A 26,311-nucleotide genomic window follows, 5' to 3' on the forward strand; every position below is an offset into this window, starting at 1 on the left:
CTTCACGCTTCAGAACCTATCAGCCGCCTGCGCGGCATTGTGCACAGCAATGAGAACCTTCAGGACTCCGTCCACGTTGATCGCGGCCCTCGCCCTGGCCATGACGGCCTGCTCAACCCCCGAAGCTACGCCGGAAGCCACGCCGCGTGTCAGCGTGGTCACCGTCGGCCCGCAGGTGGTACAGCGCGATGACGAACTGCCCGGCCGCGTGGCTGCCGTGCGCACCGCACAGATCCGTGCCCAGGTGGGCGGCATCGTGCAACGCCGCCTGTTCGACCAGGGCGCAGAAGTGAGCGCCGGCCAGGCGCTGTTCCAGATCGATCCGGCGGCATTCCGTGCAGACGTGGATTCGGCACTGGCAGCACTTCAGCGCAGCGAAGCGGCGCTGGGCCGCAGCCGCGTGCAGTCACAGCGCCTGCATGCACTGGCGGCCGCGCAGGCGGTCAGCCAGCAGCACCGCGACGATGCCAGTGCCGAGTACGAACAGGCCCGTGCCGCGGTGAACGAGGCGCGCGCGATCCTGGCCCGTCGCCAGCTTGACCTGCGCTATGCCACGGTCAGTGCACCGATTGCCGGCCGCATCGACCAGGCGCTGGTGACCGAAGGCGCACTGGTGGGCGTGGCCGATGCCGAGCCGATGGCGGTGGTGCAGCAGATCGACCAGGTCTACGTCGATGTGCGCCAGCCGGCGGCCCAGCTGGAATCACTGCAGCGCAGCGCTGCCGGTGGCGGCGAGCTGCCGGTGACGATCATCGGTGCGGCCGGCAAGCCGCTGTCCGAGCGCGGCCAGATGCTGTTCTCCGGCATCAACGTCGATGCGCGTACCGGTGATGTGATCCTCCGCATTCTGGTCGACAACCCGCAGCGCCAGCTGCTGCCGGGCATGTACGTGCGCGCGAGGGTGCCGCGTGGTGCGCCGGCCAGTGCACTGACCGTGCCACAGCAGGCCGTGCTGCGCAGCGCCGGTGGCCAGGCCTATGCCTGGGTGATCGGTGGCGATGGCAAGGCGGTGATCCGCACGCTGGAGGTCGACGGCAGCGTTGATCGCCAGTGGCTGGTGCGCACGGGCCTGAAGGCGGGCGAAAAGGTAGTGGTCGAGGGCCAGGAACGCCTGCAGGAAGGCGTGGTGGTCGATGCGCGCGATTGGCAGATGCCGGTCGCCAGCGCCGGCGTGGTGCAGGCCGGCAGCAAGGGCTGAGCCTCTACCGGGCTGGTCCCTCCAGGGAAATCCAACATGGCACGTTTCTTCATCGATCGCCCGGTGTTCGCCTGGGTGCTGGCGATCTTCATCATCCTGGCTGGCGTACTGGCAATCCCACGGCTGGCCGTTGAGCGCTATCCGGCGGTGGCGCCACCCAGCGTCAGCATCTATGCCAGCTACCCCGGTGCCAGCCCGCAGACGCTGAATGACGCGGTGGTCGGCCTGATCGAGCGCGAGCTGTCCAGCGTCAAGCACCTGCTGTACTTCGAGTCGTCGGTGGACACCTCCGGCGAAGCCTCGATCACTGCGACCTTCAAGCCGGGTACCAACCCGGAGCTGGCGCAGGTGGACGTGCAGAACCGGATCAAGGCGATCGAACCGCGCCTGCCGCGCAGCGTGCGCCAGAACGGCCTGTTCGTGGAGGCCGCCGATTCCGGCTTCCTGATGCTGGTCGGCCTGCGTTCGCCGGATGCCAGCGTCAGCGAAGCGGCGCTGGGCGACTTCATGGCGCGCAACATCATCGAAGAGCTGCGCCGCATCGATGGCGTCGGCCGCGTGCAGCTGTTCGGCGCCGAGCAGGCGATGCGTGTGTGGCTGGACCCGACCCGGTTGACCGGCTACGGCCTGACCATGGGCGACGTCGCCGCCGCCATCGAGCAGCAGAACCTGGAGATCTCGCCGGGACGCATCGGCGATTCGCCGGGTGTGCCGGGCCAGCGCATTACCGTGCCGTTGAGTGCCGACGGCCAACTGTCCACGCCGGAACAGTTCGCTGCCATCGTGCTGCGCGCCGGGGCCGACGGCTCGCGGGTGCTGCTGGGCGATGTCGCCCGCGTCGAGCTGGGCGCCCAGAGCTATGCCTGGGGCACCCGCGAGGACGGCCATCCGGCCACCGCCGCCGGCGTGCAGCTGCGTCCTGGCGCGAACGCGGTGCGCACCGCGTCGGCGGTGCGTGAGCGCATGGCCGAGCTGGCACCGCTGCTGCCGCGCGGCGTGGAAGCGAGCATTCCGTTCGATACCGCGCCGTTCGTCAAGATCTCGATCCAGAAGGTGGTGCAGACGCTGCTGGAGGCGATGCTGCTGGTGTTCGCGGTGATGTACCTGTTCCTGCAGAACTGGCGCTACACGCTGATCCCGGCGCTGGTCGCACCGATCGCACTGCTGGGCACCTTCGCTGTGATGCTGGCGCTGGGCTTCTCGATCAACGTGCTGACCATGTTCGGCATGGTGCTGGCAATCGGCATCATCGTCGACGACGCGATCGTGGTGGTCGAGGGCGTGGAACGGATCATGGCCGAAGAAGGGCTGCCGCCGCGCGAGGCCACCATCAAGGCGATGCGTGAGCTGACCGGCGCAGTGATCGGCATCACCCTGGTGTTGACCGCGGTGTTCATCCCGATGGCGTTGGCCAGCGGCTCGGTGGGCGCGATCTACCGCCAGTTCACCGTGGCGATGGCGGTGTCGATCCTGTTCTCGGCGCTGCTGGCATTGAGCCTGACGCCGGCGCTGTGCGCGACGCTGCTGCGCCCGAACAGCCATGGCCATCATGGTCGTGGTGGGCTGTTCGGCGCCTTCAACCGTGGCTTCGAGCGGATGACCGGGCGTTACCAGCGTAGTGTGGCGTCGGTGCTGCAGCGGAGCGGGCGGGTCATGGGCGTGTTCGCCGCGCTGGTGGCGGCGTTGCTGCTGGGCCTGCATTGGCTGCCGGGCGCATTCCTGCCGGAAGAGGACCAGGGCTACTTCATGACCTCGATCCAGCTGCCGGCCGAAGCGACGGCCGAGCGCACGCTGGCCGTGGTCGAAGCCTACGAAAGGCATGTGGCGTCACGCCCGGGCATCGGCTCCAACCAGTCGATCCTCGGCTACAGCTTCTCCGGGTCCGGCCCGAGCGCGGCGCTGACCTACACCATGCTGAAGGACTGGGGCGAGCGTGCAGGAGCCACCGCGGCCGGCGAAGTGGAGGCCGCGCAGAAGGCGATGGCGACGATTGCCGAGGGCGAGGTGATGAGCGTGATGCCGCCGGCCATCGACAGCCTGGGACGCTCCTCCGGCTTCTCACTGGCGCTGCAGGCGCGCACCGGGCAGAGCCAGGCAGAGCTGCGCGCGGCCCTGCAGCAGCTGCTGAAGCTGGCCGAGGCCAGTCCGCTGCTGTCGGAGGTGCATGCCGATGGCCTGCCAGCAGGCACCAGCGTGCGGCTGGACATCGACCGCGCCAAGGCCGAGGCGATGGGCGTGGGGTTCGAGCAGATCAGCAGCACGCTGTCGGCGGCGATGGGCTCGCAGTACGTCAACGACTTCCCCAACAAGGGCCGGCTGCAGCAGGTGATCCTGCAGGCCGATGCACCGCACCGGATGGAGCTGGAGGATGTGCTGAAGCTGTACGTTCGCAACAGCGAAGGCGGCATGGTGGCGTTGTCGGAACTGGTGACGCCGCACTGGACCGAGGCGCCGTTGCAGCTGCAGCGCTATCTCGGCTTCCCGGCGCTGAACCTGTCCGGCGCACCGGCCTCCGGCGTGTCGACCGGCCAGGCCATGGCGGAGATGGAGCGGTTGGCGCAGAAGCTGCCGTCCGGCTTTGCCCTGCAGTGGACCAGCCAGTCGCTGCAGGAGCGGGAGTCGGGGGCGCAGGCACCGTGGCTGCTGTTGTTGTCGATGCTGGTGGTGTTCCTGGTGCTGGCGGCTCTCTATGAGAGCTGGTCGATCCCGCTGGCGGTGATGCTGGTGGTGCCGCTGGGCCTGCTCGGTGCGGTCGCCGCGGTGCTGCTGCGGGGCATGCCCAACGACGTGTTCTTCAAGGTCGGCATGATCACCGTGATCGGGCTGTCGGCGAAGAACGCGATCCTCATCGTCGAGTTCGCGCGCCAGCTGCAGCAGCAGGGTCGCGGCCTGGTCGAGGCGGCATTGGAAGCGGCCAGGTTGCGCTTGCGGCCGATCGTGATGACCTCGCTGGCATTCGCGCTGGGCGTGGTGCCGCTGATGCTGGCGCAGGGCGCGTCGAAGGAAACCCAGCAGGCGATTGGAACCGGTGTGTTCGGCGGCATGGTCAGTGCGACCGTGCTGGCGGTGTTCTTCGTACCGGTCTTCTATGTAGTAGTGCAGGGCGCGCGGCAGTGGATCGCGCAACGCCTGCGCAGGCGCCGGCCGATGCCGGAAGGATCCGTGGATGGAACGGGACATCGTTGAAGACCTGCATGAGCGGCAGTTGGCGGCGCTGGAGCAGCGCCTGCGGCAGGCGTTGCTGGATGACGACCACGATGCGCTCACCGCGCTGGTATCGCCGGCCTTGTTCATGATGGACGGGCAGGGCGGGCGCTTGCTCGATCTACCCTGGCTGGGCGACTGGCTGGCCGGAAACCTGCAGGTGCGCGGCCTGCAGTCGTACGCGGTGGAAACGCTGCTGTGCGGACGCCTGGCATTGTTGTCCAGCGACGTGCGCTTGTCGGTGCGCGCGCAGGGCCAGGAGCGCGAGCTGAAACTGCGGCTGCTGCGGGTGTGGACCTGCAGTTCCGGCGGCAGTGGCGCACAGCTGCTGTCGATGGCGGTGCTGGCCGCCTGAGTGCGGTCAGGCCGCTTTCAGGCCCCGCTCACCGGCAGATGGTAGGGTCGAGCCTCTCTGTAGTGTCGACAAGGAGTCGAGCCATGCGTGTAGTTCCCAGTCTGTTGGCAGCCTCCCTCGGGGTGGTGCTGGCCGCGTGCCAGCCAGCCCCGCCGCCCGCCGCAGGCGGCAATGATGCCCCGCCTGCGACGCCGCAGCCAAGTGCCAGCACCGAAGGTGGCAGCGAGACCACCTACCAGTGTGGTGATCTCAGCGTGCGCGCGACCTTCAATGGCGAGGATGCAGCCACGGTGGTGATCGGCGACCGCACCTTCGCCATGACCTCCGAACGCGCGGCGTCCGGCGCCAAGTATGGCGATGGCCAGGGCAACAGCTTCTGGACCAGGGGCAGTGATGACGGCCTGCTGAGCCTGAAGGGCGAAGCCGATCGCGAGTGCCATGCGGTCGAAGCCGCTGAAGGCGATGGCAGTGCCGGCAACGCCGCGTTCCGTGCCACCGGCAACGAGCCGGGGTGGCTTGCGGTCGTTGATGGCGACACGCCGGGCCTGCAGGTGGAAGTCGACTATGGCGAGCGCCGCTTCGATGTCGCCAAGCCCACCGAAGGTGCTGATGGCTGGAGTGGCAAGGCATCCGATGGCACCGACGTCAAGCTCAGCTTCCAGCGCACCACCTGCCAGGACGACATGAGTGGCGAGGCGTTCGAGGCCAAGGTGATGCTGACAGTCGGCACGCGCCAGTACCACGGCTGTGGCAATTTCGGCGCGAAGCAGCCGTAAGCCCTCTGTAGAGCCGAGCCCACGCTCGGCTGCGTTGTGCTCTGCACAGGCACTGCAGCTGAGCGTGGGCTCGGCTCTACACCACTGCTGTCAACGATGCGCTGCTTGCTGCCTGCGGCGAACACGCCGCAGGCAGGGACAGGCAGCCGATCAGCGCAAGGCGCTTAGTCGGCACGGCCAGCGAATTCGCCGGTGGCGGTGTTCACCAGCACGCGTTCGCCGTTGACGATGTACTCCGGCACCATGATTTCGATGCCGGTGTTGAGCTTGGCCGGCTTCGGGCGCTTGGTGGCGGTGCCACCCTTCAGCTCCGGCGGCGTCTCGATCACTTCCAGCACCACCGAGGCCGGCAGCTGGATCGCCACCGGCTGCTCGTCGATCACCTGCACGTAGATGCCGGTCAGGCCGTCGGTGATGTAGCCGGCTTCATCGCCGATCACGTCCGCGTCCAGGGTGTAGGGGGTGTAGTCCTCGTCATCGAGGAACACGAAGGCATCGCCATCCTTGTACGAATAGGTGGACTGGCGGCGCAGCAGTTCGACCTCGACCAGGTTGTCGTCGGCATCGAAGCTGGCGTCGAGCTTGTTGCCGCCCGGCACGCTGTACATGATGAAGCGGAAGCGGACGTTGCCGCCGCGACCCTGCGGCGAGCTGCGTTCGATGTCGCGGATCTGGTACACGCCGTTGTTGTACTCGACGACGTTGCCCTTCTTGATGTCGTTGGCTTTCATGGTGATCTAGGTCGTTGGGGGAGGGCGCCGTCCCGGCGCCCGGGGGAATCACTTCGGAGCGAGGCGGGTAGCGCCGTCCAGGCGGATGGTCTCGCCGTTGAGGTAGGTGTTGCCAAGGATGAAGCCGACCAGGCTGGCGAAGTCTTCCGGCTTGCCCAGACGCGACGGGAACGGGATCGAGGCGGCCAGCGACTGCTGCACGGCCTCGGGCATGCCATCGACCATCGGCGTCCAGAACACGCCCGGGGCGATGGTGTTGACGCGGATGCCAAAGCGCGACAGTTCGCGCGCCATCGGCAGCGTCATCGAGACCACGCCGCCCTTGCTGGCGGCATACGCGGCCTGGCCGATCTGGCCTTCATAGGCAGCGATGCTGGCGGTGTTGATGATCACGCCGCGCTCGCCGTCGGTGCCGGCTTCGTTGTGCTGCATGCGGTTGGCCGCGGCCTTGGCGACGTTGAAGCTGCCGACCAGGTTGACCATCACCGTGCCCTGGAAGCCGGCCAGCGGCATCGGGCCCTCCTTGCCCAGCACGCGACCGGCGCCGAGGATGCCGGCACAGTTCATCGCCACGTTCAGGCCGCCGAGGAAATCGTGGGCCTGGTCGATGGCCGCAGCCACGGCTGCTTCATCGCTGACGTTGACGTTGAAATAGCGGGCCTTGTCGGTACCCAGCCCGGCAACGGCGGCTGCACCCTTGTCGTCGTTGAGGTCGAACAGGGCCACCTTGCCGCCCTGGGCGACGAGGTGCTGGGCCACGGCCAGGCCGAGGCCGGAGACGCCGCCAGTGATCACGGCACGTACGGAAGACAGCTGCATTGAACGGTCCTGCAGGTTCGAGAACCGCCGATTCTAACGGAAGCCGCGACCTTCGCCGTTGTGCACTGCGCCGCCCGGCAAGGGCGGCGCAGTGCCACCATCAACCGGCGGCGGCCAGCGCCTGGCCGGTGCGGCTGGCGGTGGCGCGGCCGAGCAGGCCGGCCAGCCAGCGGCCGGTCTCGGCCAGGGCCGGCAGGTCCACGCCGCTGTCCAGGCCGAGCCCCTGCAGCAGATAGACCACGTCCTCGCTGGCGACGTTGCCGCTGGCGCCCTTCGCATACGGGCAGCCACCGGCCCCCGATACCGCGCTGTCGATCACGCGCACGCCTTCTTCCAGGCAGGTGGCGATGTTGGCGATGGCCTGGCCGTAGGTGTCGTGGAAATGCACGGCCAGCGCCGCCATCGGGATCTCGGCGGCGACCGCCTGCAGCATCGCCCGTGCCTTGCGCGGGGTGCCGACGCCGATGGTGTCGCCCAGTGAGATTTCGTAACAGCCCATCTGGTGCAGGGCGCGCGCCACCCGCACCACGTCGGCCAGCGGCACCTCGCCCTGGTAGGGGCAGCCGAGCACGGTGGAGACGTAGCCGCGCACGCGCACGCCATCGGCGGCGGCGCGGCGCAGGATCGGCTCGAACCGGGCGAGCGATTCGTCGATGCCGGCATTGGTGTTGGTGCGGTTGAACGCTTCGGAGGCAGCGGTAAACACCGCTACTTCCTCCACGCCCACCGCACGGGCGCGGTCGTAGCCCTGTTCGTTCGGCACCAGTACCGGGTAGTGGATGCCCGGCCGGCGCTGGATGCCGGCATAGACCTCGGCGGCGTCGGCCAGCTGTGGGATCCACTTCGGGCTGACGAAGCTGGTTGCCTCGATGCTGCGCAGGCCGGTGGCCGACAGGCGGTTGATCAGTTCGATCTTGTCGGCGGTGGACACCGACTGCTTTTCGTTCTGCAGGCCGTCACGCGGGCCGACCTCGACGATGCGGACGTAGTCGCTCATGCGGTTGCCCCGTTGGCAGGGCGGTGGCAGACCGCCTCGATGTTGTTGCCGTCGGGGTCGAGCACGAAGGCGCCGTAGTAATCCGGGTGGTACCAGGGGCGCAGGCCCGGGGCGCCATTGTCGCGGCCACCGGCGGCGAGCGCGGCGGCATGGAAGGCGTCCACCTGGGCGCGGCTGGCGCAGGCAAAAGCCACGTGCACGCCGTGGCTGGCAGTGCCGCCATTGCCAAGCCAGAAGAACGGCTTGCCGTCGTTGCCGAAGCCGATGTGGTCGTGGGCGCCGGTCTGTTCGGCGGTCACTTCCATCACCACGCCGATCTGCAACGGCGCCAGTGCCTGCAGGAAGAAGGCCTTGCTGCGCGCCAGGTCGGCGCTGGTCAAACCAAGATGATCGAGCATGTTCAGGCTTCCGTGACCCAGTGGGGCGCGCGCTTGTCGAGGAAGGCGCCGAGGCCTTCCTGGCCCTCGGCGGACACCCGCAGGCGCGCGATCAGGGCGGCATTATCGCGATCCAGGGTGTCGCGGTCATGGCTGTCGCGGACCTGGCGGACCAGCTGCTTGGCGGTGGACGAGGCGATCGGGCCGGCCTTGTCGAGCAGGGCCAGCTGGCGTTGCAAGGCCTCGTCCAGGCGTTCGGGCTCGACCAGCTGGTGGACCAGGCCGATGCGCAGCGCGGTGTCGGCGTCGAAATGCTCGCCGGTGGCGAACCAGCGGCGGGCCTGGCGCGGGCCGATGGCTTCGATCACATAGGGCGAGATCACCGCCGGCAGCAGGCCGAGGCGGCTTTCGGTCAAGCCGAAGCGGGCCGAGGTGCTGGCGATGGCGATGTCGCAGCAGGCGACCAGGCCGACGCCGCCGCCGAAGGCCGCGCCATGGACCCGGGCCAGGGTCGGTTTGGGCAGCTCGTCCAGGGTGCGCATCAGCCGGGCCAGGGCCAGCGAGTCCTCGCGGTTATCGGCTTCGCTGGCCGCCGCCATGCCGCGCATCCACTGCATGTCGGCACCTGCCGAGAAGGAGGCGCCGTGGCCGGCCAGTACCACCGCGCGCACCGAATCATTGTGGCCGGCGGCCTCCAGTGCGGCGGTCAGGCGGGCGATCAGCCCGGCGTCAAAGGCGTTGTGCAACTCCGGCCGGTTCAGCCAAAGGGTGAGGACGGCGCCGCTGCGCTCGATCTGCAAAGCATCGTTCATGGGATTCCAGGGTCACTCCATACCTGTATGGATCATAGCGGGCCATTGGTCATGGGCCATGACGCGACGCGGGAATGTTAGAATCGAGAACCATTTACATCCAGCAGAGAACACGCTAGATGACGCTGTCCGAACTGCCGCTGCACACCTCGGCCGTGGTCGAGTCCGTGCAGGACCTGCATGCCAACGATGCCATTGCCCGTCGCCTGCGCGAGCTGGGTTTCGTGAATGGCGAGGAAGTACGCCTGGTGGCCAAGGGTCCGGTGGGGGGCGAGCCGCTGCTGGTGCAGGTCGGGTTCACCCGTTTCGCGCTGCGGATCAGTGAAGCAAAGCGGGTCGTGGTCGACGCCGCCAGCCAGGAACGACGCGCATGACTGCTACTGCCACTACCGCCCCCCTGCGCGTTGCGCTGGTCGGTAACCCGAACAGCGGCAAGACCGCACTGTTCAACCAGCTGACCGGCAGCCGGCAGAAGGTTGCCAACTACACCGGCGTCACCGTCGAGCGCAAGGAAGGCCGCCTGCGTGCGCCGTCCGGCCGCGAGTTCGCGGTACTCGACCTTCCGGGGGCCTACAGCCTGCATCCGGCCAGCCTGGACGAGGCGATCACCCGTGACCTGTGCCGGGGCTTCTATCCGGGTGAGGCCGCGCCGGACGTGCTGCTGTGCGTGATCGACGCCACCAACCTGCGCCTGCACCTGCGTTTCGCGCTGGAACTGCGCGAGCTGGGCAAGCCGATGGTGGTGGCCCTGAACATGGTTGACGCCGCCCAGCGCCGTGGCATCCGGGTGGATGTGGCCGCGCTGGAGCGCGAGCTGGGCGTGCCGGTGGTGGAGACCGTGGCGGTGCGCAAGCAGGGTGCCAAGGCCCTGGTCGAGCGGCTGGACGCGATGGTGCCGCACCTGGATGCGCCGGTACCCGGGCCGGAAGGTGGCATCGACTACCACGCCAAGGTGCGCCAGATCCTGTCGGTGGCCGTGCGCATGCCGGCGCGGACCGCGAAGATTGACGACGCGCTGGACCGCTGGCTGCTGCACCCGGTGTTCGGCTTGGTCAGCCTGGCGGTGGTGATGTTCCTGATCTTCCAGGCCGTGTATGCCTGGGCGACGCCGCTGATGGACGGCATCGAGGCCGGCTTTGCCTGGCTGGGTCAGTTCGTCGGCAGCGTGCTGCCGGAAGGGCCGCTGGCCAGCCTGCTGACCGACGGCATCATCGCCGGCGTCGGTGGCGTGGTGGTGTTCCTGCCGCAGATCCTGATCCTGTTCTTCTTCATTCTGGTGCTGGAGGAATCCGGCTACCTGCCGCGTGCGGCGTTCCTGCTCGACCGCATGATGGCCGCCGCCGGCCTGTCCGGCCGCTCGTTCATCCCGCTGCTGTCCAGCTTCGCCTGCGCGGTGCCGGGCATCATGTCCACGCGCAGCATCCAAGACCCGCGTGACCGCCTGGCCACGATCCTGGTGGCGCCGTTGATGACCTGTTCCGCACGCCTGCCGGTGTACGCGCTGCTGATCGGTGCGTTCATCCCGCAGAAGACGGTGTGGGGCGTGTTCAACCAGCAGGGCCTGGTGCTGTTCGGCCTGTATGCGGCCGGCATCCTCAGCGCGCTGGCGATGTCGTGGATCATGAAGAAGTGGCGCCGCGACAAGAGCGAGCACCCGCTGATGCTGGAGCTGCCGTCGTACCGGCTGCCGCATGCGCGTGACCTGGCCGTGGGCCTGTACGAGCGTGGCATGATCTTCCTCAAGCGCGTCGGTGGCATCATCCTGGCGCTGACCATCCTGCTGTGGGTGCTGCTGTCGTTCCCGGCGGCTCCCGCTGGCGCCACGATGCCGGCCATCGACTACAGCTACGCCGGCCAGATCGGCCATGCGATGGCCGTGTTCTTCGCGCCGCTGGGCTTCAACTGGCAGATCTGCATCGCACTGATCCCGGGCCTGGCCGCGCGCGAAGTGGCGGTATCGTCGCTGGCCACGGTCTACGCGCTGTCCGCGGCCGATGACGATGCCGCCAGCCAGGCGCTGACCCCACTGATCAGCGACGGCTGGTCGCTGGCGACCGCGCTGTCGCTGCTGGTCTGGTACATCTACGCCCCGATGTGCATCTCGACGCTGGCCACCATCAAGCGTGAGACCAATTCGTGGAAGCAGATGGGCTTCGCCGCGTTCTACCTGTTCGCCGCGGCCTATGTGGCTGCGCTGATCACCTACCAGGTGACCAAGGCGCTGGGAGGCGGCTGATGGATACCGGCCTGCTGATCCAGTACCTGATCATCGCGGTGGCCGTGCTGGTCAGTGCCTGGGTGGTGCTGAAGAAGCAGTTCCCGGGCACCGTGCGCACGCTGCGCGGGGCCTTGGCGCTGGCCCTGCTGAAGCCGGGTCGCCCCGGCTGGATGCAGGCGCTGGGGCGGAAGATTGCGCCGCCGGCGACTGGAGGTGGTGGTGCCTGTGGTGGTTGTGACAGCTGCGGGCCAACTCCACCGAAGCAGCACTGACGCTGCTTTTCCTGCGCTGGTGGGTGCGAACCCTGGTTCGCACGCTTGCGGGGTTCATTCCACGCATGGCGTGGATCTACTAGACCTCTTTGCGGATGACCGCCCGGAAGCGGCCATCCTGATTCAATCGCCGCACCGATTCCCGGTTTCCATGGCTGGCCGCGAAGCCGGCCACGTCGGCAAGGGCAAAGAGCAGCAGGCCTTTCAGCGCGTCGCGGTTGCCGGCCTGCAGCAGATCTTCAAGATCCTGCTGGATGAAGGTCCGGCGCAGGCCTGGCGTCTCTTCGATCCGCCAGTCGACATGGGGCGTGGGAATGCTGGAGCGGTACCTGAAGGCCGTTTCAAGATCGTCAGGCGCGAGCGGATACTCGAGCAGCTCTGGAAAGTAGAGTCCAGCATTCACATAGAAGCCCCGGTTTTCGTTGGCGCGTTGGTGATTCACGACAAGCAGGGCGGCATCCAGCAAGCGGTAGCGGGTCGTAGACGTTCCGGCAAAGCCGGTCTTCCTGGCGCACTTGCTGAAGACGGTCGAGGATTTCATGGGTTCTGCCTGGGCCGGAAGACGGGCCACAGCCTTGAGGCGCAGTGCCTGACGGTCAATTGGCAAACGCGACATCCGGAACACTGGCCAGCATTTCATCCACGCATGGCGTGGATCTACCGGGCGCGTGAGCCCAGCTCTGCTGCCAGCGCCAGCCACCGATTGCGTTGCTCCGGCGAGCTGCTGCGTACCGCGCCCACGCGGCTGACCCGCACCGGGCGGATGCCGCAGAACTGCAGGATGGTGGCGCGGATCTGGCTGATGCCCGGGTCGCGGTAGATCCAGCGGTAATACCAGGGCGGCGTGTCCAGGGTGGTGATCACCCGTGCGCTGCGTCCGGCCAGCAGCCGGTCCCACCACACCGAATCGCGCCGGTAGCGGAAGGCGTACCCCGGCAGCAGCACGCGATCGAAGAAGCCCTTCAGCAGGGCCGGCATTGCACCCCACCAGGTGGGGTAGACCAGCACCAGATGATCGCAGGCTTCGATCGCCTCGGCGGCGTCCTGCAGATCGGCTTCAAGTGGCTGGATCTGGCGGTAGCCGTGGCGCAGCACCGGGTCGAATTCAAGGTCGCCCAGTGCGATCAGGCGTACCCGGTGGCCGGCGTTTTCAGCGGCGGTGGCATAGCGCTGGGCGAGCGAGCCGCACAGGCTCTCGCGGTCGGGATGGCCGAGCAGGATCAGGATGGAACGGGACACGGCAACCTCGGGCAATGGAAAGTGCGCGAGGCTGCGGTCTGCCCCAGGGGCAGAGTCAAGCCCGGTTCGTGCAGCCGCTGGGTTCCAGCACGCAGTCACTGCTGCCGGAGCGCAGCCACTGCTGCAGTTCGTCGCTGACCTGTTGCAAAGCGCGCTCGACCTGCGCCAGCCGCGCCCGTTCGCTGGCTATGCGTGTGCGCTGCTGTTCCAGCAAGGCCAGCACCGCAGGCCAGTCGAGCCGCCCGTCGCGGCCCTGCAGGCGCGAGATCGCCGCCAGGGTGATACCCAGCGCCAGTGCCTGGCGGATCAGCTGCACCCAGGCCACGTCCTGTTCGCTGTAGTCGCGATAGCGGTTCAGTCGTGGCACCGGCGGCAACAGGCCACGCGCCTCGTATAGTCGGATGGCCTTGGCGCTGGCACCGGTCAGGCGGCTGACCTCGGAGATGCGCATCGGTTCAGTTCCGCACCAGTCCGCCATCGACCACCAGGTTCTGGCCGGTCACCGCGCGCGACCAGGGGCTGGCGAAGAAGAGCGCGGCATCGGCGAATTCGGCCGGTGTGGTGACGCTGCGCAGTGGCGTGTTGGCGGCGATGTAGTCGAACACCGCTTCGGGCGTGGCGGCGCTGGCATCGGTGGTGCGCAGCAGGCCACCGGACAGCATGTTCACGGTGATGCCATGCGGGCCGAGGTCGCCGGCCAGGGTGCGGGTCAGCGACAGCAGTGCGGCCTTGGCGGCGGTGTAGTCGTGGTAGGGCACGACCGGGTTCTGGAACAGGTTGGTGCCGATGTTGATCACCCGGCCGAAGCGACGGGCCTGCATGCCGGGCAGGGCCGCCTGCACGGTGTTCAGCGCGCCGCGCACGCTGCCCTCGAACTGTGCCTGGAAGGCGGGCCAACCGATGGTGGCGGCACTGTCGCGGGCATCACCATTGAACGAGAACGCTGCGAGTGCGTTGTTGACCACCGTGGTGACGCCCTGGCCGAAGTGGGCCAGGGCGTGCTGCAGCATCGCATCGACCTGGCGGCGATCAGTGACGTCGGCCGGCAGTGCGATCGCCTGTCCGCCCAGCTCGGCGGCCAGCGCCCGAGCGGTGCCTTCGCTGTGGTGGTAGTTGACGATGACGCGCGCACCCTGTGCAGCGAACGCGCGGGCGATGTGCTGGCCAAGTCCGCGTCCGCCACCGGTGACCAGCACCAGCTGTTCGCTGATCTGCATGAGGGAGCTGCCATCCATTGCATGAAAGGGCATGCAGCGTAGCAGCGATTGCGCTTGCCCGAGCGGGCTTGCTGCCGCTAGCCTTCAGGCATGAACCAGACTCCCCTGCGATTGCTCATTCACGGTGCCTCCGGGCGCATGGGCCAGGCCCTGCTGCGGCTGGCCGCCGAACATCCCGAAACCCTGCAGATCGTGGCCGCAGTGGCCGGCCGTGCGCCGGCGCAGCGCGTGGTCGACGGCGTGCCGTTCTTCGGTGCCAGCGAACTGCCCGGCGCGCCGGTGTTCGACGTGGCGATCGACTTCAGCCTGCCGGAGGGTTTCGACCCGATGCTGGCGTTGTGCGTGGAGCGGGGTGCCGGGCTGGTGTCGGGCACCACCGGGATCTCCAGCACGCAGCGCCAGGCGCTGGACGCGGCGGCTGCGAAGATCCCGCTGGTCTGGGCCTCCAACTTCAGCCTGGGCGTGGCGGTGCTGGACGAGTTGGTCGAGCGCGCGGCGCAGGCGTTGGCCGGCTGGGACTGTGACATCGTCGAGTCGCACCACACCCAGAAGAAGGATGCGCCGTCGGGCACCGCGCTGACCCTGGGCGCGGCAGCGCAGCGGGGTGGGGCGGAACCGCATTACGCCAGCCTGCGCGCCGGTGACATCGTCGGCGAGCACCTGGTGCAGTTCACTGGGCTGGGCGAGCGCATCGAGCTGGTGCACCGGGCCACCAACCGCGACATCTTCGCCCGCGGCGCGCTGTTCGCCGCCCGCCAGCTGCAGGGCCGGGCTCCGGGCAGCTACCGGGTGCGGGATCTACTGGACGGGCCGCGTTAACCGGTAGCGCCGGGCCGTGCCCGGCGTCGGTGTCGGTTCCGCCGGGCATGGCCCGGCGCTACCAGCGGGCGCCGCATACGCCGCCGGATTGAAATGAATACGCAATCGCCTGTTCATCAAGCGCGATAACCGCTGGCGCGAGCGCCCCGGCAGCGCTACAATTCGCACTCGCCGAATCACGAAAGCCGGACCGGTCCCAGACCGTACGTCCGCGCTTTTTTGCAACCGGATTTCCGTGAAGCGCAGGCGTGACTTCGGCAGCCCCCTCGGTAGCCAAAGTGAGATTCCCGTGACCCAAGCCGCAATCCTCGTCCTCGAAGACGGCACCGTATTCGAGGGCGAATCCGTAGGCGCGCCCGGCCTGTCCGTCGGTGAGGTGGTGTTCAACACCGCCATGACCGGCTACCAGGAAGTGCTGACCGACCCGTCCTACGCCCGGCAGATGGTCACGCTGACCTATCCGCATATCGGTAACACCGGCATGACCGACCAGGACAATGAAGCGTCCAAGGTGTGGTCGGCCGGCCTGATCGTGCGCGACGTTCCCCGCCGTCCCAGCAACTGGCGCAGCCAGGTGTCGCTGCAGGACTGGCTGATCCAGCGCGGCGTGGTCGCCATCGCCGGCATCGACACCCGCAAGCTGACCCGCATCCTGCGCGAGAAGGGCGCGCAGAACGGCGCACTGATGGCCGGCGACATCGACGTGGAAAAGGCACTGGAAGCCGCCCGCAAGTTCCCGGGGCTGAAGGGCATGGATCTGGCCAAGGTTGTCACTACCGAGAAGACCTACACCTGGACCGAGGGCCAGCTGGACCTGGATGCCAACGCCTTCGTCAGCGTGCCGTCCCGGTTCAAGGTCGTGGCTTACGACTTCGGCGTGAAGACCAACATCCTGCGCATGCTGGCCGAGCGTGGCTGCGAAGTGACCGTGGTACCGGCGCAGACTCCGGCCGCCGAAGTGCTGGCGCTGAAGCCGGACGGCGTGTTCCTGTCCAATGGCCCGGGTGACCCGGAACCGTGCGACTACGCCATCGAAGCGATCAAGACCTTCATCGACGTGAAGATCCCGACCTTCGGCATCTGCCTGGGCCACCAGTTGCTGGGCCTGGCCTCGGGCGCGCAGACCATGAAGATGGGCCACGGCCACCACGGTGCCAACCACCCGGTGCAGGACCTGGACAGCGGCCGGGTGATGATCACCTCGCAGAACCACGGCTTCGCGATCGATGAAGCGACCCTGCCGCCGACCCTGCGCGTGACCCACCGTTCGCTGTTCGACGGCACCAACCAGGGCGTGGCCCGCACCGACGTGCCGGCGTTCTCGTTCCAGGGCCACCCGGAAGCGTCGCCGGGCCCGACCGACGTCGGTCCGTTGTTCGACCGCTTCGTGGTGCTGATGGAGCAGGCCAAGGCGTGATCAGTACGCCGCCGGCCCCCCGGTGGCGTCGCGATGGACCGTAAACCCCGCATCGCTGCTGCCCCCGGCGCGGCGCTGCGGATCAAGATTCCTGATCGACAGCGTGCGATCACCCCCCTTGTCACGCTGTACTGACTTAGAGAAGAAAATGCCCAAGCGCACTGACCTCAAGACCATCCTCATCATCGGTGCTGGCCCGATCGTCATCGGCCAGGCCTGCGAGTTCGACTACTCCGGCGCCCAGGCCTGCAAGGCCCTGCGTGACGAGGGTTACCGCGTGGTGCTGGTCAACAGCAACCCGGCCACGATCATGACCGACCCGGAGATGGCCGACGCCGTCTACATCGAGCCGATCAACTGGCAGACGGTCGAGAAGATCATCGCCAAGGAAAAGCCCGACGCGCTGCTGCCGACCATGGGTGGCCAGACCGCGCTGAACTGCGCGCTGGACCTGGCCGACAACGGCGTGCTGGAGAAGTACAACGTCGAACTGATCGGCGCCAAGCGCGAAGCGATCCGCATGGCCGAAGACCGCGAGCTGTTCCGCGTGGCCATGGGTGAGATCGGCCTGGAATGCCCGACCGCCGCCGTCGCCCACACCCTGGACGAAGCGCTGGAGATCCAGACCCGCGTCGGCTACCCGACCATCATCCGCCCCAGCTTCACCCTGGGCGGCAGCGGTGGCGGCATTGCCTACAACCGCGAAGAGCTGGTCGAGATCGTCAGCCGCGGCCTGGAACTGTCGCCGACCACCGAAGTGCTGGTGGAAGAGTCGGTGCTGGGCTGGAAGGAATTCGAGATGGAAGTGGTCCGCGATACTGCGGACAACTGCATCATCGTCTGCTCGATCGAAAACCTGGACCCGATGGGCGTGCACACCGGTGACTCGATCACTGTGGCGCCGGCGCAGACCCTGACCGACAAGGAATACCAGCGCCTGCGCGATGCCTCCATCGCCGTGCTGCGCAAGATCGGTGTCGATACCGGTGGCTCGAACGTGCAGTTCGGCATCAACCCGAAGACCGGCCGCGTGGTGGTCATCGAGATGAACCCGCGCGTGTCGCGTTCCTCGGCGCTGGCCTCCAAGGCCACCGGCTTCCCGATCGCCAAGGTCGCCGCGAAGCTGGCCGTGGGCTACACCCTGGACGAACTGAAGAACGAAATTACCGGTGGCCTGACCCCGGCCTCGTTCGAGCCGTCCATCGACTACGTCGTCACCAAGATCCCGCGCTTCGCCTTCGAGAAGTTCCCGGCTGCCGATGCACGCCTGACCACCCAGATGAAGTCGGTGGGCGAGGTGATGGCGATGGGCCGCACTTTCCAGGAGTCGGTGCAGAAGGCCCTGCGCGGCCTGGAAACCGGCAAGGTCGGCTTCGACCCGACCGGCCTGGACCTGAGCAACGAAGAAGACCTGCAGACCCTGCGTCGCGAGCTGAAGGCGCCGGGTCCGGAGCGCCTGTTCTTCGTCGCCGATGCGTTCCGCGCTGGCATGAGCGTGGAAGAGATCTACGCACTGTCGTTCATCGATCATTGGTTCCTGGACCAGATCGAGGAAATCATTGCCGCGGAAACCGCCGTCGCCGCCGATGGCATCGACGCGCTGGACGCTGCGCGCCTGCGCAAGCTGAAGCGTGCCGGTTTCTCCGACGCCCGCCTGGCGCAGCTGACCGGCACCAACGAAGCGGCCATCCGCGCGCTGCGCCGTGCGCACAAGGTACGTCCGGTCTACAAGCGCGTTGACTCCTGTGCCGGTGAGTTCTCCACCGGTACCGCCTACCTATACTCGACCTACGAGGACGAGTGCGAGGCCGCGCCGAGCAACCGCGACAAGATCATGATCCTGGGCGGTGGCCCGAACCGCATCGGCCAGGGCATCGAGTTCGACTACTGCTGCGTGCACGCGGCACTGGCGCTGCGCGAGGATGGCTATGAAACCATCATGGTCAACTGCAACCCGGAAACCGTGTCGACCGACTACGACACCTCCGACCGCCTGTACTTCGAACCGCTGACCCTGGAAGACGTGCTGGAAATCGTCGAGCTGGAACAGCCGAAGGGCGTGATCGTGCAGTACGGCGGCCAGACCCCGCTGAAGCTGGCGCGCGCGCTGGAAGCCAACGGCGTGCCGGTGATCGGCACCAGCCCGGACTCGATCGACCTGGCCGAAGACCGTGAGCGCTTCCAGCAGCTGGTCGACAAGCTGGGCCTGAAGCAGCCGCCGAACCGCATCGCCCGCAACGACCAGGAAGCCCTGCTGCTGGCCCGCGAGATCGGCTACCCGCTGGTGGTGCGCCCGAGCTACGTGCTGGGCGGCCGTGCGATGGAGATCGTCTACGGCGAAGCCGACCTTGCCCGCTACGTGCGCGACGCGGTGAAGGTGTCCAACGATTCGCCGGTGCTGCTGGACCGCTTCCTCGACAACGCCGTCGAGTGCGACGTCGACATCATCGCCGACAAGGATGGCAACGTCCTGATCGGTGGCGTGATGGAGCACATCGAAGAAGCTGGCGTGCACTCGGGCGATTCCTCCTGCTCGCTGCCGCCGTACTCGCTGTCGGCTGAAACCCAGGCCGAACTGCGCCGCCAGGTGGTGGAGCTGGCCAAGGCCCTGAACGTGGTCGGCCTGATGAACACCCAGTTCGCGATCCAGACCAGCGACGAAGGTTCCGACACCATCTACCTGCTGGAAGTGAACCCGCGTGCCTCGCGCACCGTGCCGTTCGTGTCCAAGGCCACCGGCATGCCGCTGGCCAAGATCGCCGCCCGTTGCATGGCTGGCAAGAGCCTGGCCGAGCAGGGTGCAACCAAGGAAATCGTGCCGGACTATTACTCGGTGAAGGAAGCGATCTTCCCGTTCGCCAAGTTCCAGGGCGTCGATCCGATCCTCGGGCCGGAGATGCGCTCCACCGGTGAAGTGATGGGCGTAGGCCGCACCTTCAACGCCGCCTTCGCGCGTGCGCAGGAAGCCGGTGGCATCAAGGCGCCGCCGGTCGGCAAGGCCTTCGTTTCGGTGCGTGATCCGGACAAGAAGCGCGTGCTGCCGGTGGCCAAGGCGCTGCTGGCGCGTGGCTACAGCCTGGTCGCCACCCGTGGCACCGCCGCGTGGCTGCAGCAGCATGGCATGGACTGCGAGATCATCAACAAGGTGGTCGAAGGCCGTCCTCACATCGTCGACTCGATCAAGAACGGCGAGATCGTCTACATCGTCAACACGACCGAAGGTCGTTCGGCGATCAACGACTCGTTCTCGATCCGTCGCGAGGCACTGCAGCATCGCGTCACCTACTCGACCACCATTGCCGGCGCCAAGGCGCTGGTGGATTCACTGGAATTCCGCGGCACCGGCCCCGTCTGGTCGCTGCAGGAGCTGCACAAGGAGTTGAATGCATGAGAGCCCCCATCACGATGAAGGGCGCGCAGAAGCTGCGCGACGAACTGGATCACCTGAAGTCGGTCAAGCGCCCGAAGGTGATCGCCGCGATCGCCGAGGCGCGTGAGCACGGTGACCTGAAGGAGAACGCCGAGTACCATGCCGCGCGCGAGGAACAGGGCTTCATCGAAGGCCGCATCAAGCAGCTGGAAGGTGAGCTGTCGCACGCCGAAATCATCGACGTGAGCAAGCTCAATGCCGGCTCCAAGGTGGTGTTCGGCGCCAGCGTGACGCTGGCCGACGTGGAAACCGACGAAGAGAAGAAGTACCAGATCGTTGGTGACCTGGAAGCGGACATCAAGCTGGGCCTGATCGCGATTTCCTCGCCGGTCGCGCGCGCGATGATCGGCAAGCTGGAAGGCGATTCGATCGTGATCGACGCCCCGGCCGGCCAGCGCGAGTACGAGATCGTCAGCGTCAGCTACGTGGACTGACCACGTGGCGACGGCGACCCTGCTGTTGCCTGCACGCAGCCGCTTTGCCGCGGCTGCGCTGCCGGACGATGTGGCGCGTGCGCTCGGCCGTGCCACGATGGTGCAGGTCGCACCGGGCGAACGCGCACAACTGACGCGCCATTTCACGGTTGCCGCGCCGCACTGGCCGGTGGCCGCGTTGACCCGCCAGCGCGACGTCGGCGATGCAGCCGGCGCCAGCTGGCTGCGTGCCGACCCGGCCTGCATGGTGCCGGACATGCACGGCGCGCGGATGATGGCCTACGGCGAGACGCTGCGGCCGACCTTGGCGGACTGCCTGGCCCTGTTGCCGGTGCTGCAGCCGCTGTTTGCCGATGCCGGATTCGTGCTCGACGCACCGGACCCGTCGCGCTGGTACCTGCGGCTTCCGATCGACCTGGCCCTGCCGGACTTCGACAGTCCGGACGAGGTGCTGGGCGATGACCTGTTCTCTCACCTGCCCGAAGGCGAGGGCGGCCGCCGCTGGCGGGCGCTGATGACCGAAGCGCAGGTACTGCTGCACAACCATTCCTGGAACCAGCAGCGCGCCGTGCAGGGACAACAGCCGATCAATTCGCTGTGGTTCTGGGGCGGTGGCGTGATGCCGGTGTCGGTCAGCACGCCGCACGCACAGGTGCGAAGCCGCGATGCCCTGTTGCAGGGCCTGGCCCTGGCGGCTGGCGTCGCCGTGGACGGCGAGCAGGCGGTGGATGCATTGGTGGATCTGCGCCAGCTGCGTTCCCTGCAGCAGCTCGGCAATGAAGCGATCCGTCCGCTGCTGGCCGCGCTGAAGCGTGGTGAGCTGCAGCGGCTGGTGCTGGATTTCGAAGACGGCCTGCAGTTCCAGCTGGACCGTGGACAGCGCTGGCAGTTCTGGAAGAAGCCGCGCCAGCTTCACGACTGAGTGGGGCCTCGGCAGAGCGGGGTCGGATCCGTTTTCCATCGGAAAACGGCTCTGACCCCGATGTTTGCCGGGGTTGCCGGCCAGCGGCAGGCACTACCGCAGCTGCCGGGCGCAATCCCGCCAGCCTCTCCCACGCGCGGTATCATCCCTCTGTCTTTCGTAACCGGCGATGCCGATGTCCCTTGCCGCCGATGCTGTGCAGTCGTCCTCTGATACGCCGATGATCCGCCGCCGCGATGCGGTCGTGCCCGGCCTCTGGCCGGAGGGCACTCTGCCGTTGCTGGCGCGGCTCTACGCCAGTCGCGGTGCAGGTACACCGGAGTTGGCGCAGCCGAAACTGGGCAATCTGCACGCCCCCGAGCTGCTGACCGGCATCGACGATGCGGTGGGCTTGCTGGTCGAGGCCATCGCCAACGACAAGCGCATCCTGGTGGTCGGCGATTTCGATTGCGATGGTGCCACCGCCTGCGCGGTCGGCGTGCGTGGCCTGCGCATGCTCGGCGCGCAGCATGTCTTCCACGCGGTGCCCAACCGCATGGTGCACGGCTACGGCCTGTCGCCGTCGCTGGTGGAGGAGCTGGCCGCGCTGCAGCCGGACCTGCTGGTCACGGTCGACCACGGCATTGCCTGCCACGCCGGTGTCATCGCGGCCAAGGCGCGTGGCTGGCAGGTGCTGGTCACCGATCACCATCTTCCCGGTCCGCAGTTGCCGCCGGCCGATGTCATCGTCGATCCCAATCTCGACGGCGACGCCTTCCCCAGCAAGTCGCTGGCAGGCGTCGGCGTGATCTTCTACGTGCTGATGGCGTTGCGCCGGCAGATGCGCGAGGCCGGTGTCTTTGCCGATGGCAAGGGACCGGACCTGACCACGCTGCTGGACCTGGTGGCGGTCGGCACCGTCGCCGATCTGGTGGCGCTGGACCCGAACAACCGGGCGCTGGTCAGCGCGGGCCTGCGCCGTCTGCGCGCAGGGCAGGGTTGTGTCGGCCTGCGTGCGCTGATCGAAGCCAGTGGCCGTGACGCCACGCGACTGACGGCCACCGATATTGGCTTCGCACTCGGCCCACGCCTGAACGCGGCGGGCCGGCTGGAAGACATGGTGCTGGGCATCGCGCTGCTGCTGACCGAAGACCCACGGCAGGCGCGCGAGATCGCGCAGACGCTGGAGCAGATCAATGCGGAACGGCGCGCCGTGCAGCAGTCGATGACCGACGACGCCGAGCAGGCGTTGACCCGCGTGGTGCTGGACATGGCCGGCCAGCGCCCGGTGGCTGCCTGCCTGTTCGACGCGGACTGGCATCCGGGCGTGGTCGGTCTGGTTGCATCGAAGATGAAGGATCGCCTGCATCGCCCGGTGATCGCCTTCGCGCCGGCCGAACCGGGCGCCGACACCCTGCGTGGCTCGGCGCGCTCGATCCCTGGCCTGCACATCCGTGACGCACTGGCGCTGGTCGATGCGCGCCATCCGGGTCTGATCGAACGCTTCGGTGGGCATGCCATGGCGGCTGGACTGAGCATGCGCCTGGATCACGTCGATGACTTCAAGGCCGCCTTTGTGGCCGTGGTGCTGGAAATGCTCGATCCGGCGGCACTGCAGCAGCAGGTTCTCAGCGACGGCGAACTGGCCGCCGACGAGCTCGATCATCGCCACGCCGTCGCGTTGCGCCTGGCCGGACCGTGGGGCCAGGGCTTCCCCGAACCGTTGTTCGACGGCTACTTCGAAGTGGCCAACTGGCGCGTGCTGAAGGAGCGCCACCTCAAGCTGGAGCTGCGCCTGCCGGGCGTACCCGGCACGATCAACGCGATCCATTTCGGCGGCTGGCACGGCAACGCACCGGGCCGCCACGTGCATCTCGCCTACCGGCTCGCCTGCGACGACTATCGCGGCGGCAGCGCCATCCAGCTGATTGTGGAGCACAGCCTCCCCGCTTGAAGAAAAGGGGACGGAGGGGATCAAGTCGTTTTTGCCTTGGTTGCTATTGCGACTTAATCCCCTCCGTCCCCTTTTTTGGGACCCCGCCAACCCCGTTCCGGCAGCTCGTGCGTTCAACGGTCTACGATCCCACTGGAGTCCGGTCATGGTCTTCGTCCGATGCTGCACTGTGTTGTTGCTGGCCCTTGTGGCCTGGCCCGCTGGCGCGCAGTCGCCCCCGATCTCCCGGCCGCAGGCCGCCACGCCGCTGCTGATCGCGCCGGCCGCCGAACAACCGGTGCAGTTGCAGCGCGCACGCATCGAGGGCGAAGTCCAGGCGGGCATCGCCCAGACCCGGATCACCCTGGAATTCCATAACCCGAACCGGCGCGTGCTGGAAGGTGAGCTGCAGTTCCCGCTGGGCGACGGTCAGCAGATCAGCGGCTTCGCGCTGGATATCAACGGCGAGCTGCGTGACGCGGTGCCGGTGCCCAAGGACCGCGGTCGTCAGGTATTCGAGGAGATTGCCCGCCGCGGCGTCGACCCGGGCCTGCTGGAACAGACCGCTGGCAACCAGTTCCGCCTGCGCATCTACCCGCTGCCGGCCGGCGGCAGTCGGCGCGTGCAGCTGGTGATGCGTGAGCCGTTGGCCTTCGACGGCCACGGCTGGCAATGGACGCTGCCGCTGCAGTTCGCCGCCGGTGCAGCCTCGGTTGAACTGAAGCTGCAGGCCCCGGGCGCGACGGCCGCGGGTACGGCGCCATTCCGCATCAGCGCGGGCCAGCTGCAGTGGCAGGGCAGGGGCGCGCAGTTGCCGAAGCAGCTGCAGTGGAGCCTGCCCGCAGCACGTCAGGCGCAGGTCCAGGTGGCGCCCTGGCAGGACGGGCACTACCTGTTGGCGCAGCTGCCGGTGTCGACCGGCAGCACGCCGCGCACGTTGCCCCGCGAGATCGGCCTGCTGTGGGATGGCTCCGGCTCGGGTGGGCAGCGTGACCGCACGCGCGAGTTCGCCCTGCTGGATCGGTACTTCGCCGCGATGGGTGACGGCACCGTGGCGTTGACCGTGCTGCGCGATCGCGCCGAACAGGTGCGTCGATTCCGTATCCGCGCCGGCAACTGGAGTGAACTGCGCGCAGCCCTGCAGGCCGTGCGCCCGGACGGTGCCAGCGCGCTGGCACAGTGGCAGCCGCAGCCGGGCGTGAAGGAATACCTGCTGGTCAGCGATGGCCTGCTGACCTATGGGCCGGAACAGCTACCGGCGATGGTGGCGGATCAACGCCTGTTTGCGATCAGCAGCGCCGGTGCGCGCACCGATGCCGTGCGACTGCGTGGTTGGAGCGAAGCGCATGGTGGCCGCTTTGTTGCACTGGGTGAGGATGTCGATGCAGCGGCGCGCGAGCTGCTGTCGTCGCCGTTGGATGTGCAGGTCGATGCGGGGCGCGGCGTGCAGGACGTGGTGATCGATCGTCGCAGTGAAGCCCAGGGCTGGCTGTGGCTGCACGCACGACTAGCGGCCGACGGTGTGCCGATGCGGGTGCGCGTGGGTGGCGGCGAATGGCAGGCGCTGCCGGCCACGCAGAAAAGCGATGACGGCGAACTGCTGGCCGGCCTGTGGGCGCAGGCGCGCCTGCAGCAACTGGCCGTCGACCGCCGCAGCAACCGTGAGGCCATGCAGCGCCTGTCCCAGCAGTTTGGCCTGGTGGGGCCGGATACCTCGCTGATCGTGCTGGAAACCCTGGATGACTACCTGCGCTATGCGATCCGTCCGTCTGGCACGCTCCGCACCGAATACGATGCACGATTCGCCGTGCAGGTGGCGGATCGCGCCGCTGCGGATCGCGAGCGCCTGGATGAAGTGGCTGCACGCTGGAAGGAGCGCCAGCAATGGTGGAACCGCAGCTGGCCGAAGGGAATGCCGCCGCAGCCGAAGGGCGGGGCACTGGAAGTGGCCTCCGCGGACTACGCGATGGAATCGGCGCCGGTGGCGATGCTCGCCGCGCCGGCCCCTGCGGCACCGCCCGCCCCGGCACCGATGGCCGCCGCCGAGCAGCGCATGGAAGCCAGCAGCGCGCGTGCACGTCGCTCGGCGCCTGCATCGAACAAGGCCCTGGATTCAATCACGGTCACGGGTGGCCGTGTCGCTGCGCCCGCTGCCGCCAACGAGGGCGAGCTCGGCATCCAGCTGGCGGCCTGGCAGCCGGACTCGGCCATCGCCCGGCGCCTGCGCCAGGGCCCGGCGTCGCAACTGTATGACCGCTACCTGGCCGAGCGCGATGCCCATGCCGACAGCAGCGCATTCTTCCTCGACGTGGCCGACCTGCTGCTGGCGCAGGGTCAGCGCGACCTGGCACTGCGCGTGTTGTCGAACCTGGCCGAGATGGACCTGGACAACCGCCACCTGCTGCGCGTGCTCGGTTACCGACTGATGCAGGCCGATGCTCCCGCGCTGGCGGTGCCGGTGTTCGAGCAGGTGCTGGCGATGGGCCAGGAGGAACCGCAGAGCTTCCGCGACCTCGGCCTGGCACTGGCGGCGGCCGGCAAGCCGCAGCAGGCGCTGGCGCCGCTGTACCAGGTGGTGGTGCGGCCGTGGGACAGCCGCTTCGATGGCATCGCCCTGATCGCATTGGATGAACTGACGAACCTGGTGGCCCGCAGCACGCCCCGGCTGGATACCACCGGCATCGACCCGCGCCTGCTGCAGGCGATGCCGCTGGACCTGCGGGTGGTGCTGTCGTGGGATGCCGACAACAGCGACATGGACCTGTGGGTGACCGACCCGAACGGCGAGCGCGCCTACTACGGCAACCGCCTGACCTACCAGGGCGGGCAGATGTCGCAGGACTTCACCGGCGGCTATGGTCCCGAGCAGTTCTCGCTACGCAACGCCAAGCCGGGCAAGTACAAGGTGGAGGCGAACTACTTCGGCAGCCGCCAGCAGCTGGTGACCGGGGCGACGAAGCTGATGCTGCGCCTGACCACCCACTGGGGCACGTCGAAGCAGAAGGACCAGATGGTCACGATGCGGTTGAAGGACCGAGCCGAAACCGTGCTGGTGGGCGAGTTCGAGGTGCGTTGACCGCTCGCACGCCCGTATGGAGTCGAGCGCGCTCGACCACGTTGGTATAGAGCCGAGCCCATGCTCGGCTCATGGCAGAGGCAGCC

Annotated in this window: 23 protein-coding genes; 14 read left to right on the forward strand and 9 right to left on the reverse strand. The window is 67.7% G+C overall.

Features of this window, described 5'->3' with window-relative positions; translation table 11 throughout:
• The first annotated feature begins 49 nt into the window (after positions 1-49).
• The 4 genes from AC5P6E_RS17960 (at position 50) to AC5P6E_RS17975 (ending at position 5,533) form a co-directional block, all read left to right on the forward strand.
• Positions 50-1,198, forward strand: coding sequence for an efflux RND transporter periplasmic adaptor subunit (locus tag AC5P6E_RS17960; RefSeq protein ID WP_019338526.1), 1,149 nt, complete (start codon positions 50-52; stop codon positions 1,196-1,198).
• 36 nt (positions 1,199-1,234) lie between these two features.
• Positions 1,235-4,384 carry a multidrug efflux RND transporter permease subunit gene (locus AC5P6E_RS17965; RefSeq protein WP_313208084.1) on the forward strand — a complete coding sequence of 1,050 codons (3,150 nt, stop codon included), beginning with the start codon at positions 1,235-1,237 and terminating at the stop codon, positions 4,382-4,384.
• Positions 4,365-4,757 carry a DUF4440 domain-containing protein gene (locus AC5P6E_RS17970; protein ID WP_019338529.1) on the forward strand — a complete coding sequence of 131 codons (393 nt, stop codon included), beginning with the start codon at positions 4,365-4,367 and terminating at the stop codon, positions 4,755-4,757. The genes AC5P6E_RS17965 and AC5P6E_RS17970 overlap by 20 nt, the downstream gene beginning before the upstream one ends.
• Before the next feature lie 83 nt (positions 4,758-4,840).
• Positions 4,841-5,533 (forward strand): MliC family protein, encoded by a 693-nt coding sequence (locus AC5P6E_RS17975; protein ID WP_019338530.1) that lies wholly within the window; start codon positions 4,841-4,843, stop codon positions 5,531-5,533.
• 164 nt (positions 5,534-5,697) lie between these two features.
• Here AC5P6E_RS17975 and yeiP read toward each other — a convergent pair whose 3' ends face one another.
• The 5 genes from yeiP to AC5P6E_RS18000 all read right to left on the reverse strand — a co-directional run bounded on the left by yeiP (position 5,698) and on the right by AC5P6E_RS18000 (position 9,269).
• Entirely contained in the window at positions 5,698-6,264 is a 567-nt protein-coding gene (gene yeiP, locus AC5P6E_RS17980) for an elongation factor P-like protein YeiP (protein WP_019338531.1), read from the reverse strand.
• 48 nt (positions 6,265-6,312) lie between these two features.
• The gene (locus AC5P6E_RS17985; protein WP_049453502.1) at positions 6,313-7,083 is read right to left on the reverse strand and encodes an SDR family oxidoreductase; all 771 of its coding nucleotides are present in this window, start codon (positions 7,081-7,083) and stop codon (positions 6,313-6,315) included.
• 100 nt (positions 7,084-7,183) lie between these two features.
• Entirely contained in the window at positions 7,184-8,080 is an 897-nt protein-coding gene (locus AC5P6E_RS17990; RefSeq protein WP_049453505.1) for a hydroxymethylglutaryl-CoA lyase, read from the reverse strand.
• Positions 8,077-8,478 carry a VOC family protein gene (locus AC5P6E_RS17995; protein WP_019336249.1) on the reverse strand — a complete coding sequence of 134 codons (402 nt, stop codon included), beginning with the start codon at positions 8,476-8,478 and terminating at the stop codon, positions 8,077-8,079. The genes AC5P6E_RS17990 and AC5P6E_RS17995 overlap by 4 nt, the downstream gene beginning before the upstream one ends.
• A 2-nt stretch (positions 8,479-8,480) precedes the next feature.
• Positions 8,481-9,269 (reverse strand): enoyl-CoA hydratase-related protein, encoded by a 789-nt coding sequence (locus AC5P6E_RS18000; protein ID WP_019336248.1) that lies wholly within the window; start codon positions 9,267-9,269, stop codon positions 8,481-8,483.
• Positions 9,270-9,388: 119 nt separating this feature from the next.
• Here AC5P6E_RS18000 and AC5P6E_RS18005 point away from each other — a divergent pair, with 119 nt between their 5' ends.
• From AC5P6E_RS18005 to AC5P6E_RS18015, 3 genes are read left to right on the forward strand one after another with little or no spacing between them, the layout of a single operon-like run.
• Positions 9,389-9,643, forward strand: coding sequence for a FeoA family protein (locus AC5P6E_RS18005; protein WP_005416370.1), 255 nt, complete (start codon positions 9,389-9,391; stop codon positions 9,641-9,643).
• A complete protein-coding gene (feoB, locus tag AC5P6E_RS18010) occupies positions 9,640-11,505 on the forward strand; it encodes a FeoB small GTPase domain-containing protein (protein WP_019336247.1) in 1,866 nt (621 codons plus the stop codon). The genes AC5P6E_RS18005 and feoB overlap by 4 nt, the downstream gene beginning before the upstream one ends.
• Positions 11,505-11,759: a DUF6587 family protein gene (locus tag AC5P6E_RS18015; RefSeq protein ID WP_010482530.1), complete on the forward strand. Its 255-nt coding sequence runs from the start codon at positions 11,505-11,507 to the stop codon at positions 11,757-11,759. The genes feoB and AC5P6E_RS18015 overlap by 1 nt, the downstream gene beginning before the upstream one ends.
• A gap of 79 nt (positions 11,760-11,838) precedes the next feature.
• On the opposite strand, the gene AC5P6E_RS18020 is transcribed toward AC5P6E_RS18015, so the two are convergent.
• The 4 genes from AC5P6E_RS18020 to AC5P6E_RS18035 form a co-directional block, all read right to left on the reverse strand.
• Positions 11,839-12,300 carry a DUF4304 domain-containing protein gene (locus tag AC5P6E_RS18020; RefSeq protein ID WP_019336246.1) on the reverse strand — a complete coding sequence of 154 codons (462 nt, stop codon included), beginning with the start codon at positions 12,298-12,300 and terminating at the stop codon, positions 11,839-11,841.
• A 116-nt stretch (positions 12,301-12,416) separates the two neighbouring features.
• Complete coding sequence (locus AC5P6E_RS18025; protein WP_029550630.1) at positions 12,417-12,998, reverse strand: NAD(P)H-dependent oxidoreductase; 582 nt, start codon at positions 12,996-12,998, stop codon at positions 12,417-12,419.
• A 55-nt stretch (positions 12,999-13,053) separates the two neighbouring features.
• Positions 13,054-13,449 (reverse strand): MerR family transcriptional regulator, encoded by a 396-nt coding sequence (locus tag AC5P6E_RS18030; protein WP_019336244.1) that lies wholly within the window; start codon positions 13,447-13,449, stop codon positions 13,054-13,056.
• Positions 13,450-13,453: 4 nt separating this feature from the next.
• Positions 13,454-14,215, reverse strand: a complete 762-nt coding sequence (locus tag AC5P6E_RS18035) for a 3-oxoacyl-ACP reductase (protein WP_414610382.1) — start codon at positions 14,213-14,215, stop codon at positions 13,454-13,456.
• A gap of 90 nt (positions 14,216-14,305) precedes the next feature.
• Between AC5P6E_RS18035 and dapB the strand changes: the two genes are divergently transcribed.
• The 7 genes from dapB (at position 14,306) to AC5P6E_RS18070 (ending at position 26,225) form a co-directional block, all read left to right on the forward strand.
• Positions 14,306-15,034: a 4-hydroxy-tetrahydrodipicolinate reductase gene (gene dapB / locus AC5P6E_RS18040; RefSeq protein ID WP_029550629.1), complete on the forward strand. Its 729-nt coding sequence runs from the start codon at positions 14,306-14,308 to the stop codon at positions 15,032-15,034.
• Between the two features lie 289 nt (positions 15,035-15,323).
• A complete protein-coding gene (gene carA / locus AC5P6E_RS18045) occupies positions 15,324-16,451 on the forward strand; it encodes a glutamine-hydrolyzing carbamoyl-phosphate synthase small subunit (RefSeq protein ID WP_010482524.1) in 1,128 nt (375 codons plus the stop codon).
• Between the two features lie 148 nt (positions 16,452-16,599).
• Positions 16,600-19,842, forward strand: coding sequence for a carbamoyl-phosphate synthase large subunit (gene carB / locus AC5P6E_RS18050; RefSeq protein ID WP_019336240.1), 3,243 nt, complete (start codon positions 16,600-16,602; stop codon positions 19,840-19,842).
• A gap of 8 nt (positions 19,843-19,850) precedes the next feature.
• Complete coding sequence (gene greA, locus AC5P6E_RS18055) at positions 19,851-20,315, forward strand: transcription elongation factor GreA (RefSeq protein ID WP_026347191.1); 465 nt, start codon at positions 19,851-19,853, stop codon at positions 20,313-20,315.
• A gap of 4 nt (positions 20,316-20,319) precedes the next feature.
• Positions 20,320-21,237: a hypothetical protein gene (locus AC5P6E_RS18060; protein ID WP_019336239.1), complete on the forward strand. Its 918-nt coding sequence runs from the start codon at positions 20,320-20,322 to the stop codon at positions 21,235-21,237.
• A gap of 175 nt (positions 21,238-21,412) precedes the next feature.
• Entirely contained in the window at positions 21,413-23,170 is a 1,758-nt protein-coding gene (gene recJ / locus AC5P6E_RS18065; RefSeq protein WP_019336238.1) for a single-stranded-DNA-specific exonuclease RecJ, read from the forward strand.
• A gap of 145 nt (positions 23,171-23,315) precedes the next feature.
• Positions 23,316-26,225: a DUF2135 domain-containing protein gene (locus AC5P6E_RS18070; protein ID WP_495231166.1), complete on the forward strand. Its 2,910-nt coding sequence runs from the start codon at positions 23,316-23,318 to the stop codon at positions 26,223-26,225.
• Positions 26,226-26,311: the final 86 nt, after the last annotated feature.

It is taken from the genome of Stenotrophomonas sp. YJH_SMC_16 (assembly GCF_059367875.1).

Coding starts and splice junctions, on each gene's coding strand:
- AC5P6E_RS17960 (WP_019338526.1), top strand. CDS start 50: ATGAGAACCTTCAGGACTCCGTCCACGTTGATCGCGGCCCTCGCCCTG.
- AC5P6E_RS17965 (WP_313208084.1), top strand. CDS start 1,235: ATGGCACGTTTCTTCATCGATCGCCCGGTGTTCGCCTGGGTGCTGGCG.
- AC5P6E_RS17970 (WP_019338529.1), top strand. CDS start 4,365: ATGGAACGGGACATCGTTGAAGACCTGCATGAGCGGCAGTTGGCGGCG.
- AC5P6E_RS17975 (WP_019338530.1), top strand. CDS start 4,841: ATGCGTGTAGTTCCCAGTCTGTTGGCAGCCTCCCTCGGGGTGGTGCTG.
- yeiP (WP_019338531.1), bottom strand. CDS start 6,264: ATGAAAGCCAACGACATCAAGAAGGGCAACGTCGTCGAGTACAACAAC.
- AC5P6E_RS17985 (WP_049453502.1), bottom strand. CDS start 7,083: ATGCAGCTGTCTTCCGTACGTGCCGTGATCACTGGCGGCGTCTCCGGC.
- AC5P6E_RS17990 (WP_049453505.1), bottom strand. CDS start 8,080: ATGAGCGACTACGTCCGCATCGTCGAGGTCGGCCCGCGTGACGGCCTG.
- AC5P6E_RS17995 (WP_019336249.1), bottom strand. CDS start 8,478: ATGCTCGATCATCTTGGTTTGACCAGCGCCGACCTGGCGCGCAGCAAG.
- AC5P6E_RS18000 (WP_019336248.1), bottom strand. CDS start 9,269: ATGAACGATGCTTTGCAGATCGAGCGCAGCGGCGCCGTCCTCACCCTT.
- AC5P6E_RS18005 (WP_005416370.1), top strand. CDS start 9,389: ATGACGCTGTCCGAACTGCCGCTGCACACCTCGGCCGTGGTCGAGTCC.
- feoB (WP_019336247.1), top strand. CDS start 9,640: ATGACTGCTACTGCCACTACCGCCCCCCTGCGCGTTGCGCTGGTCGGT.
- AC5P6E_RS18015 (WP_010482530.1), top strand. CDS start 11,505: ATGGATACCGGCCTGCTGATCCAGTACCTGATCATCGCGGTGGCCGTG.
- AC5P6E_RS18020 (WP_019336246.1), bottom strand. CDS start 12,300: ATGAAATCCTCGACCGTCTTCAGCAAGTGCGCCAGGAAGACCGGCTTT.
- AC5P6E_RS18030 (WP_019336244.1), bottom strand. CDS start 13,449: ATGCGCATCTCCGAGGTCAGCCGCCTGACCGGTGCCAGCGCCAAGGCC.
- AC5P6E_RS18035 (WP_414610382.1), bottom strand. CDS start 14,215: ATGCAGATCAGCGAACAGCTGGTGCTGGTCACCGGTGGCGGACGCGGA.
- dapB (WP_029550629.1), top strand. CDS start 14,306: ATGAACCAGACTCCCCTGCGATTGCTCATTCACGGTGCCTCCGGGCGC.
- carB (WP_019336240.1), top strand. CDS start 16,600: ATGCCCAAGCGCACTGACCTCAAGACCATCCTCATCATCGGTGCTGGC.
- recJ (WP_019336238.1), top strand. CDS start 21,413: ATGTCCCTTGCCGCCGATGCTGTGCAGTCGTCCTCTGATACGCCGATG.
- AC5P6E_RS18070 (WP_495231166.1), top strand. CDS start 23,316: ATGGTCTTCGTCCGATGCTGCACTGTGTTGTTGCTGGCCCTTGTGGCC.